9 protein-coding genes and 1 pseudogene are annotated in these 13,634 nt (G+C 62.1%); 6 read left to right on the forward strand and 4 right to left on the reverse strand.

The features are described 5' to 3' along the window. Positions 1 to 136: pseudogene (locus ED661_RS01860) on the forward strand (NAD(P)-dependent oxidoreductase); the annotation flags it as partial. Next, positions 133 to 1,005, forward strand: a complete 873-nt coding sequence (rfbA, locus tag ED661_RS01865; RefSeq protein WP_122071894.1) for a glucose-1-phosphate thymidylyltransferase RfbA — start codon at positions 133 to 135, stop codon at positions 1,003 to 1,005. The pseudogene ED661_RS01860 and the gene rfbA, both read left to right, overlap by 4 nt. Before the next feature lie 217 nt (positions 1,006 to 1,222). On the opposite strand, the gene ED661_RS01870 is transcribed toward rfbA, so the two are convergent. Beyond that, positions 1,223 to 1,777: a polysaccharide biosynthesis/export family protein gene (locus tag ED661_RS01870; protein WP_254054738.1), complete on the reverse strand. Its 555-nt coding sequence runs from the start codon at positions 1,775 to 1,777 to the stop codon at positions 1,223 to 1,225. Between ED661_RS01870 and ED661_RS01875 the strand changes: the two genes are divergently transcribed. The 3 genes from ED661_RS01875 to glmM all read left to right on the forward strand — a co-directional run bounded on the left by ED661_RS01875 (position 1,728) and on the right by glmM (position 4,184). After that, the gene (locus ED661_RS01875) at positions 1,728 to 2,189 is read left to right on the forward strand and encodes a YjbF family lipoprotein (protein ID WP_162929999.1); all 462 of its coding nucleotides are present in this window, start codon (positions 1,728 to 1,730) and stop codon (positions 2,187 to 2,189) included. The genes ED661_RS01870 and ED661_RS01875 overlap by 50 nt on opposite strands. A gap of 146 nt (positions 2,190 to 2,335) precedes the next feature. Further along, entirely contained in the window at positions 2,336 to 2,479 is a 144-nt protein-coding gene (locus ED661_RS21790) for a hypothetical protein (protein WP_162930000.1), read from the forward strand. Positions 2,480 to 2,840: 361 nt separating this feature from the next. Further along, positions 2,841 to 4,184, forward strand: a complete 1,344-nt coding sequence (gene glmM, locus ED661_RS01880; RefSeq protein ID WP_122072274.1) for a phosphoglucosamine mutase — start codon at positions 2,841 to 2,843, stop codon at positions 4,182 to 4,184. Between the two features lie 217 nt (positions 4,185 to 4,401). Here the strand turns inward: glmM and ED661_RS01885 are convergent, their stop codons facing one another. Then, the gene (locus ED661_RS01885; protein WP_254054739.1) at positions 4,402 to 6,480 is read right to left on the reverse strand and encodes a DEAD/DEAH box helicase; all 2,079 of its coding nucleotides are present in this window, start codon (positions 6,478 to 6,480) and stop codon (positions 4,402 to 4,404) included. Between the two features lie 563 nt (positions 6,481 to 7,043). On the opposite strand from ED661_RS01885, the gene ED661_RS01890 reads away from it, so the two are divergent. Further along, entirely contained in the window at positions 7,044 to 9,413 is a 2,370-nt protein-coding gene (locus tag ED661_RS01890; protein ID WP_122072276.1) for a bifunctional diguanylate cyclase/phosphodiesterase, read from the forward strand. A gap of 69 nt (positions 9,414 to 9,482) precedes the next feature. Here the strand turns inward: ED661_RS01890 and ED661_RS01895 are convergent, their stop codons facing one another. After that, a complete protein-coding gene (locus ED661_RS01895) occupies positions 9,483 to 10,181 on the reverse strand; it encodes a CpXC domain-containing protein (RefSeq protein WP_254054740.1) in 699 nt (232 codons plus the stop codon). Positions 10,182 to 10,194: 13 nt separating this feature from the next. Continuing rightward, the coding region (locus tag ED661_RS01900) for a hypothetical protein (RefSeq protein WP_162930001.1) at positions 10,195 to 13,634 on the reverse strand (3,440 nt) is incomplete at its 5' end.

Consider the following 13,634-nt stretch of genomic DNA (forward strand, 5'->3'; position numbering starts at 1 on the left):
CTATCCGACACCTGCCGTGAGACCACTGAACTCAAGCGTAGATTGCCCTAYGTTAGAGACTGTTTTTGGTATTGATCAGCCTGATTGGCGGGTCGGTTTAGCGGATATTTTGAAAGATTTAGGAGAGGCGTCATGAGTGCGAGAAAAGGCATTATTCTGGCAGGCGGGTCCGGCACCCGGCTTTACCCCATTACCATGGGAGTGTCGAAACAGCTCTTGCCGATCTATGACAAGCCGATGATCTACTATCCGCTTTCGGTCCTGCTGCTGGCTGGCATCCGCGAAATCTGCCTGATCACCACGCCGCAGGATCAGGAGCAGTTCAAACGCACCCTCGGCGATGGCAGCCAATGGGGCGTTAACCTCACTTATGTGGTGCAACCCTCCCCCGATGGGCTGGCCCAGGCCTTTATCCTGGCCGAAGATTTCCTGGATGGCGCCCCCTCGGCGCTGGTCTTGGGGGATAATATCTTCTTTGGCCATGGTCTGCCCAAGCTGCTGGCCGCGGCGGATCAGCAGCCAGCGGGTGGCACCGTCTTTGGCTATCACGTGGCGGACCCCGAGCGCTACGGGGTGGTGGCCTTTGATGCAGGTGGCCGCGCCCGCGAGATCATCGAAAAGCCGCAGATCCCACCGTCAAACTACGCGGTGACCGGGCTGTATTTCCTCGATGGCTCCGCGCCAGAGCGGGCCCGGGCAGTGCAGCCCTCTCCCCGCGGTGAGCTGGAGATCACCGATCTATTGCAGAGCTATCTGGACGAAGAGGCCCTGCGGGTGGAAACCATGGGCCGGGGCTATGCCTGGCTGGATACCGGCACCCATGGCTCGCTGCTGGAGGCCGGCAATTTTGTCCGCACCCTGCAGGACCGCCAGGGGCTGCAAACCGGCTGCCTCGAGGAGATCGCCTTTGAGCAGGGCTGGATTGACCGCGACCAGCTTGAGGCGCGCGCCAAGCTCTTTGCCAAAAACGACTACGGCCGCTATCTGGAACGCCTGCTGCACTAGCTGCGGAGGCGTTACTGCAGGGGGGGCTCCCCGTCTTTGGATCGGGGCAGGGATTCTTATGCTGCTCCCCCTGGCGCAGCCTCTGCGTGCCCAGGTGACCTTGGATCTGCGCGATGCCGACCTGCGCAATTTTATTGAGATCGTCTCCGAGGCCACCGGCCTTGCGACCCGGCCCGCATATCCCAGCACTGGCTCTGAAGCTGTTACGGAATGTGGGTTACAGGATGCAGGCGCGACTGAAGACCCCAAAGAAGTTGCCGATGATATTGGAAATGGTCAGCAGATTGTCCACCGAGGTGCCATAGATATGGTGACCACGCACCAGCCGGATTTGCGGATTGTTGAGCCCGGCAGAGATGCCACCGCCCATGGAAATCAGCCCCATCACCGAAAAATTGCGGTTGGGCATCGGATAGGTGCCGGGACGGGCCACGCCAGAAACCAGATCGACCGAGTTGTTGCGCCCCTCGGCCATATCCAACTGCAGCTGCGCCGCAGGCACGATGCTCTCCAGCTCGTCTTGCAGTTTTTCCCGCGCCAGATCCGGGGTCAGCCCCAGCACGTTCACATTGCCCACATAGGGCATGAAGATGGTGCCATTGGCCGCCACCCGCACATCCTGCAGCTGCACCATTTTCTGTTCAATCAAGGTGAGCAGGGAATTGTCGCTGCTGTCCCAAATCCGCAGAGTGAGCTTGTCACCGGGCTGAATGATCTGGGTCTTGGCGCCATTGCTGGCCCGCCGTGATGACCTGCCCGGCGAGATCACCACCTGGAGCGCTGCTGACAACAGTGCCCTGGCCTTTCGCAATGGCATGTTGATCGCCACCCGCGGCCTAGCCGGAAACCTGATTTCCGCCAGCGTGCCGGTGCAGAACGGCATTGCCGGACCCGCCCGTGGCGGTCAGCGCCGCTACCATCTGCGCAGTGGCAACAACCAGGAGCAGGTTGTCACCCTGGCCTGCGAAATCACCGACCTCGGGTCACAGGGATTGGAAATCTACGAGCGCCTCTATTCCACCCGGCATCTGCAGGAACACTGCGAAGGCCGCGCCGAAACGGGGCGCAAAACCGTGGTCCTGAATGACCATTGGGTCGATTCCCAAAATCAAAAGGTCTGGAAATCACGGCAATGGGCCGGCCCGGAGATCGGTTATCTGCGTATTCGCGACCTCTCAAACTAGGTATCTGTGCCACAGGTTCAGGATTTTCACGCTGAGTTTCGCCTAAAAACCCTTCGTCAAGCAATTCCCTCCTATGGCTTACATTGAATTTTCCTGCGCGGGCGCATAGAGTGTCCCCAAGTAGAATTCCAAGGGGGATTTGGATTATGAAAGAGATCTTTGCAGCCCTGCTTTTGACCGCAGCAACAACCACTGCAGCCTTTGCAGTGGAAAACACTGACGACGCGCTTGCTGGCGTTGATCCATCCGTGACCAAGCAGGCGGTGCTGGTGCAGGTATCGCTGGCGTAGGCGCGGCGGCCATTGGCGTTGCCGTGGTCACCATTGCCATCACCAACGAAGATGGCACAACCGGTACAATCACAACGGCAACCAGCCCCTAACTTTGACGGTTTCTGGAGCAAACGCCGTAAATCCAAGCTCTAAAAATCTGCTTTATGGTCAGAAGCTTGGTATTTGATCGGTTGGGAATATCAAGAGGCGGACCTGTCCTAGACCCGCCTTTTTACTGTCTTCTGCCTTGCCCAGAGGACAGGTTATAGGATTCGCCAAGAGGGCAAACATGATGTTGCATTCGGCTTGCTGCATTCCATCGCCAGAGACTTCGGCCCTGCAGCACTGACACTGACCAACATTTATGGGACATATTTAAATGCGCAAATTATTTGGAACGGACGGGGTCCGGGGCACCGCCAATATCCATCCAATGACCGCCGATATGGCGCTGCGCATCGGCGCCGCCGTAGGGCGCTATTTCCGCCGCGAGGCCGGGGGCGTGCACCGGGTGGTGATCGGCAAGGACACCCGGCTTTCCGGCTATATGTTTGAAAACGCCCTCACCGCTGGGCTGACCTCAACGGGTATGAACGTGCTCTTGCTGGGGCCAGTGCCAACGCCGGCTGTGGGTCTGATGACCCGCTCGATGCGGGCTGACCTCGGGGTGATGATCTCCGCCAGTCACAACCCGGCCAAAGACAACGGCATCAAGTTTTTTGGCCCTGATGGGTTCAAGCTGTCAGATCAGGCCGAGCTGGAGATTGAGGCCCTGATTGAGGCCGGCGTAGAGCCAGCTCAGGCCCAGCACATCGGCCATGCCAAACGCATTGATGACGCCCGGTTTCGCTACGGCGAGCGGGTGAAATCCTCGCTGCCGCGGGGCATTCGTCTCGATGGGCTCAAGGTGGTGCTGGACTGTGCCAATGGCGCCGCCCACCGCACCGCCCCCGAAGTCCTCTGGGAACTCGGCGCCGAGGTGGTGCCGCTGGGGGTTTCCCCCGATGGTCACAATATCAACCTGGGCTGTGGCTCGACCCAGCCGCAGACCGCCGCCGAGGCGGTGGTTGCCCATGGCGCCGATGTCGGCATCTGCCTGGATGGCGACGCCGATCGGGTGATCATGATCGATGAGAGTGGCACCGTGGCCGATGGCGATCAGCTGATGGCGCTCTTGGCAGGTCGCTGGGCCAAGGCCGGAACCCTGACCGGGAATGCCCTGGTCGCCACCGTGATGTCGAACCTCGGGCTTGAACGCCACCTGGCGGGCCAGGGGCTGCACCTGGAACGCACCGCCGTTGGCGACCGCTATGTGGTGGAACGGATGCGCGCAGGCGGCTTTAACTTGGGCGGCGAGCAATCCGGCCATATCGTGATGAGCGATCACGCCACCACCGGTGACGGGCTGATGGCCGGGCTGCATATGCTCGCCGCCATGGTCGAAACCGGCCGGCCCGCCTCAGAGCTGCTCTCCCAGTTCGACCCGGTGCCGCAGCTGCTAAAAAACGTGCGCTTTACCCTGGGCCAGACCCCACTGGAAGCCACTCCGGTTCAGGCCGTAATCCGCACCGCCGAAGCCACCCTGGAAGGCAAAGGCCGCCTGCTGATCCGTGAATCCGGCACCGAACCACTGATCCGGGTCATGGCGGAATGCGAGGATGAGGCCCTCCTCACCGCCACCGTCGCCGAGGTCGCCGCTGCAGTGCAATCCGCCACCAGTTAGCGGCCAGAAGGGGGCTTTGCCCCCTCGCACCAAGGTGCTCACCCCCAGGATACTTTTGGCCAAATGAAGACCTGACGCCCACTCTTCATTTGGCTGTAAATATCCCGGGGGAGCGGCCCTGAGGGCCGTGGGGGCAGAGCCCCCCTCCTGTCCAAACCAAAACGCCGCTGAGGGAGTTCCCCCAGCGGCGTTTTTCTTTAGCAGAGGTTTCTCACCATCAGGCCTTGGGGCGCCGCGGCTTGGCGCCACCGCCCTTGCTGGCTTTGGCTTCCGCCACGCGGGCGCGGTTCTTTTTGCTGCTGGCTTTGCCCTTTGGCGGTGGTGGGCCTTTGGAGCCACTGCGTTTGCCACCGGGTTTGCCAGCGTCGTCCTTACGCCAGCTCTTGCCAGGATCGCCTGCACCAGCGCGATAGCTCGGCTTGCTCTCAGATTTTGGCGCCGCTTTTGCTGCGGGCTTACCACTTGGCTTACCTGCCGGTTTTCCACTCGGTTTGCTGCGCGGGCTGACTTCGCTCACCACCGCATTGGGTTCGCGGGGTTCTGCCTTGTGACGGGGGCGCTCTGACCGCTCTTTGCGCTCGGGGCGTTCAAAACGATCGCCATCAGGACGCGGGCCGCGCGGCTTGTCACGGGGCTTGTCGCCGCCATAGGGTTTCTTATCCTTGTAACCGCCCTCGCGGGGGCCGCCGGATTTGCGCGGGCCACCGGAAGGCCGGCCTGCGGGGATGTTGGGCGGGGTGGCCAGACGGGTCACCTTGGTGCCGTCATCCAGCACCATCTCGGATCCCATGGATTTCAAAAAGCCCTCAACCTGGGCCTCGCGGATCTCGGCGAAGGTCTCACCGGACTGGATGCGAATCGCGCCAATGTCGCTCTTGGTGATGTCACCGGCGCGGCAGAGCATGGGCAGCAGGCGGCGCGGATCTGCGCCCTGGTCGCGCCCGGTGGCAATCGAGAACCAGGTGCTGGGGCCAAAAGGCGCCCGCGGTTCAGGCTTGGCATTGGCCGCCGAGAGCTCTTCGGGGGCAGAGCGACCTGCATTCCACAGGCGCAGATAGGCCGCAGCCAGCTGGGTCGGGCTGAATTCTTCCGCCAGCTTGGCAACCATCGCCTCTTCGCGGGGTTCTGGCGCTTCAGACCAGGCCGGATCCGCCAGCATGCGCTCGCCGTCACGTTCCTTGATCATCTCAGCCGAAGGGGCATTGTCCCAGGTCGCCTGCAGCTTGGCCATCTTGAGCAGTCGCTCGGCTTTGCGTATCGATTTTGGCGGCACCACCAGGGCGCTGACACCCTTGCGACCAGCGCGACCCGTCCGGCCCGAACGGTGCAACAGGGTTTCATGGCTATTGGGCAGCTCGGCATGGATCACCAGATCCAGATTGGGCAGATCGATACCGCGCGCCGCCACATCCGTCGCCACACAGACCCGGGCGCGACCATCGCGCATCGCCTGCAGCGCATGAGAGCGCTCGGCCTGGGAGAGCTCACCCGAGAGCGCCACCACGGAGAAGCCCCGGTTGGACAGGCGGCTCAGCAGCCGGTTGACCATGGCGCGGGTGTTGCAGAACACGATGGCATTGGGCGATTCAAAATAGCGCAACACATTGATAATGGCGTTTTCATCATCGCGCGCCGAGACCGACATGGCCTGATATTCGATATCGCTGTGCTGGCTTTTCTCGGCCACAGTCGAGATCCGCTGGGCATCGCGCTGATAGCTTTTGGCAAGCCCGGCAATGGCAGGCGGCACGGTGGCCGAAAACAAGAGCGTCTGACGCTCATCGGGGCTCTCGCCGAGAATGAACTCCAGGTCTTCGCGAAAACCCAGATCCAGCATCTCGTCGGCCTCGTCCAGCACCACGGCGCGCAGCTCTGACAGATCGATGGAGCCACGCATGATATGGTCGCGCAGACGTCCCGGTGTTGCCACCACAATATGGGCGCCACGGTCCAGGGAGCGGCGCTCATCGCGCATATCCATGCCACCAACACAGGAGGCCATCACCGCACCGGCCTCACCATAGAGCCAGGCGAGTTCACGTTTCACCTGCATCGCCAGCTCGCGGGTGGGGGCAATCACCAGCGCCAGCGGCGTCGCGGCGGGGGCAAATTTATCCTCTTCGCCCAAAATCGTATCGGCAATGGCCAGGCCAAAACCCACGGTCTTACCCGAACCGGTCTGCGCCGAAACCAAAAGATCGACCCCAGCCAGGGCCGGGTCGGAGACCGCCTCTTGTACGGGGGTCAAAGAGGCGTATCCACGGCGCTCAAGCGCCAGAGCTAATGTCTGTTTCAAGGTGATCTGCTTTTCTATTGGGGCGGAGGCCAAACCGGGGCTGCCGCACAAAAGGGCAGGGCGCCCCGGCAGCAATTGGCCGCGTATAGGCCATTCATGCGCCCATGTATAGCCATCTATAGCAGCCTTTCCCTCGCAACCGACAAAGAGACAGATCACAGCCCCCAGGCAGCCCGGCACGGGCCCGGCATAGAGCCAGGGTTTTATGTAAATTTTTCGACTTTCAATACCGCAATGAGACCAAAACCTGCCCCAAACAGGCTCTGCTGCGGGGGCAGTCATACGCGGCCTTAACGATCTCTTGTCACACTCCGCCTGCAGGTTTTAACAAAAGGGACGCATGCCATGTGGGTTATCCGCTTTCTGACTGCTGCCCTCGCTGTGTCGCATGCAGGGGCAGCTCCACGCAGAGGAAACTGGCTCCTAAGGGCCCGCCGCATTGCGCTCGCGCCCCAGCCGACCTTGGTTCTCCAGCCTGTCCCCATCCAGGATGAACAGGCGCCCCCGGGCGCGCTGCCAGGTCGGCGCCAGAGACAGCGACACAGACTGCGGGCAGCGCAGCCATGATGCATCTGCCCCATATCTCCTTTCGCAGCCGCCTGTTGATCAGCATGCTGATCCCGGTTTTCCTCATTCAATGTTTCAGCATTGCCCATGAAGTGCTGGATCATAAAGAAGTCTTCCTCACCGCTCTGGAGCAGGAGCGCGATCTGATGCTGCGCTTTACCGCCGCCGCCCTGGCGCAGCCAATGCACCATGAGGATCCGGTTCAGATCCAGACGCTGATCCGGGACATCCTCGCCGAAGGGCGGGTGGCCCAGGTGCAGGTCTTTGACGCCAGTGGCGCCGAGATCTTTGCCCAGCAAACCCCCGGCTACAGCCCGGCTGCGGATGATCTGCAGGCCAGTCAGCGCATCACCTATACCGGCAGCAACCAGACGCATGATCTGGGGTATCTGCAAATCGCCCTGCCGATCTCCGTCATGGCAGAGCCGCTGCACACCGCCGTCCTCAGCCATCTGACGATCTCCACCCTGGTGCTGATGGCCATTGCCCTGATCATCACCCTGGCGCTGTCGCACCTGTCCCGGCCGCTCGGAGAGATCACCCAGACCCTTACCGCCATGCGCAATGGTAATTTTGACGGGGTCATCCCGGGGCGCGAGCGGCGCGATGAAATCGGCCTGATCGCCCAGGCCCTGCATCAGCTGCATGAAAAGGACAGCGAGCTCGCCGAGCTGCGCGCCCAGGACAATGAAAGCGCGCGGCGCGAGTCCAAACGCATCCGGCGCGCCCTGCAATCCACCCGGGACGGGGTGGTGCTGGCCGATGAAACCGGCAAGGTGGTGCTCTGTAACCCCAATGGGGAGCTGTTCTTTGGCGATGCCCAGATCGGGCGGCAGCTGAACCTGAAATCCTGGTTGCCCGCGGATTTGGCAGCGCAAACGGAGACCCATATCCGGAACAACGAGAGTTTTGCCTTTGAGGCCACCACCACCCATAACCTGTCGGGCCATGAGCTCAATCTGCTGGTGCGCGGTGGTCCCATCCGGGATGAGCGCGGGTCTTATCTGGGTTCGATGCTCTTGGCCTCGGATCACTCGGACCAGGCGCGTCAGGCCGAGCGGGTGCGGTTTCTGGCCGAGCATGACAGTCTCACCGGGTTGCCCAATCGCCGCCTGATGGAGCAGACCCTGGCGACCTGGCTGCAGCAGGAGGGCGAAGAGGTCTCGGTGCTGCTGGCCGATCTGGATCATTTCAAACAGATCAACGACACATTGGGCCACCCGGCCGGGGATGAGCTGTTGCGAGTGGTGGCGCATAGGTTTGAATCCTGCGCCAGCACCTATGTCATGGCAGCGCGGCTTGGCGGCGATGAATTTGCCATTCTGGTCAAGGGCGCCGACAGCCAGGACCGGCTGACCAATATCGCCAACCGTCTGGTGGCAGAGATGGCCCAGCCGCAGGAGGTTGCAGGCCAGGTGCTGCATACCGGCATGTCAGCAGGCATCGCCACCCTGTCGGGGCCTCAGGCCCAGCCCTCGGAGGGGATCCGCCGCGCCGATCTGGCGCTTTATGAGGCCAAACGCGGTGGCCGCGGCATGGTGGAGATCTTCCACGAAACTCTGGAGACCGAAATCAACCGCAAGAGCCTGCTGGAAGGTGAGCTGCGCCGGGCTCTGGCGCAGGGGGATCTGCGGCCGGTGTTTCAGGTGCAGACCGATCTGGCCAGCGGCGAGGTGATCGGCTTTGAAACCCTGGCGCGCTGGCACCACCGCCAGCTGGGCACAGTTTCCCCGGCCGGGTTCATTCCCATCGCCGAGGATTGCGGGCTGATCCGCGAGCTCACCTACCAGATGATGACCCAGGCCTTTAGGGCCGCCGCGCGCTGGCATGAGGCCGGCTTTCAGGGCCGGGTTGCGGTCAATCTCTCGCCAAAACTCTTTGGCGCCCAGGTTGATGAATTTGTCAATGACTGCCTGTTTGAGACCAACTGCCCCGCCTCAGCCGTGGAGGCGGAAATCACCGAAACCGTGGTGCTGGCCAGTGGTCAGTCCGCCCTGCGCGAAATCCAGGCGCTGCAGGAGCTGGGGGTGACCGTGGCGCTGGATGATTTTGGCATGGGCTATTCCTCGCTCAGCTATCTGCAGAAATTCCCGGTCGACAAGATCAAGGTCGATGCGGCTTTTGTCTCTAAACTGCCGGAATCCGAGGAAACCCGTGCCATTGTCGGCGCCATTGCCGAATTGGGCCATGCCCTGGGCATGCGGGTCACCGGCGAGGGGGCTGAAACCGATGCCCACCGCCAGCTGCTGAAAGCCTGCGGCGTCGATTATCTGCAGGGTTATTTTGACGGCCCGCCCCTGACAGAGCGCGCCGCCACCGCACGGCTGTTCCCCAGCCAGGGGCTGCCCCTGAAACGCCAAGGGTAACAGAGCCGGCCCGCGATACCAGCGCAGGCGGGATCGCAACAGGCAGGCAACAGGCGCGTTCAGAGGCGCTCAGGCCGCATCCTCACCGGTCCCCATGAACAGCTTTTGAATATCGACAAACATGCTGGCGCCCAAAAGCGCCTGCACCGCCGCCCAGGGGGCCGGCGCGGCAAGGATGCCGTCGTAAAGCCCCCGCTCGACCTGAAAATCATTCAGATGTTCTTCGCTCTCTGCCCGGATCCAGGCCAGGTCCAGCAGATCCCCGCTCACCCCCATCAGGCGCAGCTCCACCCCCTCGCCCAGAGGCGCCTCGGGCAGGCTGCGCAGCAGGTCCAGCTTGGCCACCTCCCAGATCACATCATCCAGGCCATTCTCCGCCAATACCAGCTTTTCGCGCAGGGCCGGCCAGCCAAAGACCAGGCGCTGCTGCAGCCCCTGACCAACGCTCTGAGCGGCGGCGGGCGCCTGGCTGCCATAGCTCAGATCAAACACCGCCTGTTTTTCCGCCGCGATCTCCAGATGGTCGCGCAGGGCGCGGGCGGGCAGGGCGGCGATCCACTGGCTGCGCCCCACATCCAGATAGTTGAAATCCGGCTCCAGGCGGAATTCATGGGCGCAGGCGCTACAGCGCATGATCTGAAAGCGCCCCGCCAGGATCTCGTCGCGCAGATCCGCCCGGCGGTCGGCATTGACGCTGCCCACTGCCTCAGAGGTAAACACCTCGGCGCATTCAGGGCAGGTCAGGTTCATCGGAACAAAAAGTGACATCGTTATTTCCCCCTCACACCAGCTTTTCCAGCCAGGCAACGGCCGGATGCTGCGCTTTCAGTTTTTTGCTGTGATATGCGGCATAGAGTTCCGAGAACCATTCCCCCGGAGCACGGAACTGATAGCCGGTGATCGCCTGTTTGCGGGCGGCAAAAGCATAGCTGTTCCAGCTGCCGGTGTCATAGCTTTCATGATAGACCCGGCCGCCGATATTGAGCTTGCCAGCAATGGCAGAACTGGCCCAGGGATTGTTGCCTGCCCGGGCCATATCCACATGGGCGCAGGCCTGGCTGCGGCGCCGTTCCCAGACCTCTGGGTCGGTATTTTCCGGACATTCCGGCAGCGCCAGGGTGGCAGAGGCATTGGTGATATACTGCGCCACATAGGTGGCGTCATATTGGTAGTGACCGGCAATGGCATCGGCCGCCGGTTTGATATGTTTGCCATGTTCCTGCCAGCCGCCATAGGCGGCATTATCCGCCACCCCACTCATAAAGCTGCGCTGGTCATCCACCGCATGGCCCGCCTCGTGCAGGGTGTTCCAGGAGAAGAAATCCACCTGCTCCTGGTCCGCCGGTTTGCAATTCTCATCGACCTCGCCGACCTCATGCGGGCGGCCAAAGCCGTAAACACCGCTGAGATTGGCATCGCCTTCGCGCATCACCACCGCCTTGGCGCCGCCGGAATAGACCGAGCCCTTCTGCCCCTTCACATCCTCATAGCCAAAGATCTTCATCGACTCATTGCCGCGGGTGTCTTTGGGCGGCAGCACCGACATCACCTCGTAGAAGCGGCGGATATTGGGGCCCTTCTTGGCATCCGCCGCGCGCAGGTTGCTCGGCGCGTTGCGGTCGCGGGCATTGCCACTGCCATCGGTGCCGCTGGCATCGATGTAGATATTGAGCTTGCAGCCGAATTTTGCCTCAAAGGCCACCTTGAGCACTTTGCGCTGTGCCGAGGCATCCAGCCCCTTGATCATCTCATCAAGCTGCTTGTCGCCATCGGGGCGTTCAAGGATGGATTTGATATTGGCCGGATCCGGCGCCACATTGCCCGCCATCTTGTCCTTGGCCGTGGCATCCACCGCCCGCGCCTTGGCCGCTTTGACATGGGCCTCGTCGCTGTCGTGATCGCGGCTGTTCGCCGCCGTGCGGGCCTGCTGGATCTCGCCTGCAAGCTGTTCCAGATCCGCGCGGATGGCATAGCGATGGGCGCTGCCCATAAGGGTCTTGTGCTGCGCCTCCAGGGCGTCGCAATCCTGCATCAGCTGATCATGACGCGTGGCCATCAGCAGCAATGCGTGGTGACGGTCCATCACCGCCTCGATTGCAGCGCTGGCCGCGGTCAGATCACCGCCCCCCCGCGCCGCCTTCAGCGCCGCCGTGACCTCAGCCTTCAGCGCCTCACCATCCTCCTGGATGATGGCATATTTGGCAAAGGCCGCGGTCTTGGCGGTGATGCGGGCTATGACCCGGGTTGCCAATTCATCCAATTGTTTGTGATGACTGATCTCCACCTGCAGCGCCTCGCAGGCCACAAGCGCCTCGAGCAGCGCCGCTTTTGCCGCTATAGGCTCTGTTTTCAGCTGTGCCTCGATGGCATCAACCTGATTTTCCGCCGCCTCAAGGGTCTTGGCATATTCTGCCTCGCTCTCCCATTTCAGCGCATCAAAGACCACCCGCAGTTTTTCCACCGCCTCGGTGATGGCGGCACTATCCGCGTCTTCGATACCCTCGAGATCACTGCCGATCCCGGCCAGGGCAGCACTGTTTGCTGCCGCCACCAGAGCATCGGCGCAGTCCTGTGGCAATACATCCAACAGGGCCTGAGCCTGGCCCATGCGCCCCTGCGCCGCCAGCTCCATCATATTGGCATATTTGCCCTCCAGCCGGGCAATCAGCGGGGCGATATATTTGGCCTGCGCATGATCCTTGACCTGCTGGATCTTGGCGGCTGCCGCCTTGCAGCTCGCCTCAAAGCGCTTGTGATCCTTGCAGGCGGCAATCACCGGCGCGCAATCCGCGACCAGCTGATCCATGGCCGGCGCCGCCGTGGCAAAGGCCCGGCCGGGCACCGCCGTCGTGCCATGGTGATCACTATAGCGCTTGCGCAGGGCCGCCACCCGATCCCCCAGGGCGGGGTTTTGCGCCAGCTTGGCATATTCCGCCTCGGCCTCCTTGACCGCATTTTCCGCCGCCAGACGCTTGGGCTCATAGGCAGTGCGGGCCGCCAGCATGTCCTTGCCACGATCAATGGCCCAGGATTCGTCATTTACCGTCTTGGCCGCCACCTTAAAAAGGCGCTGTTGCAACTGCTCCGAGATCTTCACCTTGGCGGCGGCGATCTCATCGCGTTCTTTCTGCACCAGCGGATCCCCGGCAATATTGACCTCATCATCATAGATCCACTCCTTGCGGCGTTGGATGGTCTTCACATAGTCGCTGCGCTCCGTTTCATAGGCGGTGCCGCGTTTGGCATCCGCCTTCAGCTTGGCCAGGGCCGCGTCATATTTTCCCGCCGCCCAATCGGTATCAAACTTGGTGCGAAACCCGTCGATCTTATCCACTTCGATCTGCAGGCTCTCCTGGGCATCGATCGGATTGGTAAAGGTCAGCGCCCGGTCGCGGCTGCGGATGAGACGTCGTTTGGAGGCCGCCAACTGGGCCTTGAGCGGCGTGGCCTCGACATAGCGCGCCAGTTTCTTGCGCGCGGCCAGCACCAGGGGCTGCGCCTCGGTGAGCTTTGCCAGCCCGGTGCCAAAATCCAGCCCCGGTGCCTTGGCGGCCGCATCTGCCGCGCTGAGCAGCGCGTTGATCGCCAGGAGTTCACTGTCCAGACAGCTGTCATTGGCGGCGCTGCCATCCTTTAGTTCAGTCTCTACTGCAGGCCGAATAGCGGCGCGCTGGCTGGTAAAGCTGGCCTTGCAGGCCACCCGTTCCAGGATCGCTTCGAGCTGGGTGATGGCGGTGCCAAGATGGCTCCGGACCAGGTCCAGATCGGGGCTTGCCCCAAGGGAGGCATCACGGCCCTTCTGGGCCTCGGCTGCCGCCGTCGCCCGCAGGGTAGCAAAGGCGCCATCATCCTTGCCCGCGACATAGCTGACCAGTTCGTCGTAGTTCTTAAAGGCGGCCACCACATCCTTATCAACCGCCGCCAGCACATCCTCCTTTTTCAGCGCCGCCAGTTCGGCGCGCATCTCGATCAGGTTCTGCGCCACATCGGCTGCCGCATCGCCTGCGGTGATACTGTCCAGCGCGCTTTTGTAATCACGCGCCGCCCCCTGGGTCGCGGCCTGMCGCAGATAGCCATCACAGGAGGCCAGCTCATCCGTAGCGGCACTGGCCTGCGGCTTCTTGCGCAGCTCAACCAGCCGCGCCTCCAGCGCCTCGAGTTTGGTCTTATAGGCCACGTACTCATCAGCGCGGGTCTTATAGCCGGGCCATTCGCCCTGMT

Source organism: Pseudophaeobacter sp. EL27 (genome assembly GCF_900313025.1).
Taxonomy (GTDB): domain Bacteria; phylum Pseudomonadota; class Alphaproteobacteria; order Rhodobacterales; family Rhodobacteraceae; genus Pseudophaeobacter.

What these genes read in the sequence shown, in the direction of transcription:
- rfbA (WP_122071894.1), top strand. Translation starts at nt 133, where the DNA reads ATGAGTGCGAGAAAAGGCATTATTCTGGCAGGCGGGTCCGGCACCCGG.
- ED661_RS21790 (WP_162930000.1), top strand. Translation starts at nt 2,336, where the DNA reads ATGAAAGAGATCTTTGCAGCCCTGCTTTTGACCGCAGCAACAACCACT.
- glmM (WP_122072274.1), top strand. Translation starts at nt 2,841, where the DNA reads ATGCGCAAATTATTTGGAACGGACGGGGTCCGGGGCACCGCCAATATC.
- ED661_RS01890 (WP_122072276.1), top strand. Translation starts at nt 7,044, where the DNA reads ATGATGCATCTGCCCCATATCTCCTTTCGCAGCCGCCTGTTGATCAGC.
- ED661_RS01895 (WP_254054740.1), bottom strand. Translation starts at nt 10,181, where the DNA reads ATGTCACTTTTTGTTCCGATGAACCTGACCTGCCCTGAATGCGCCGAG.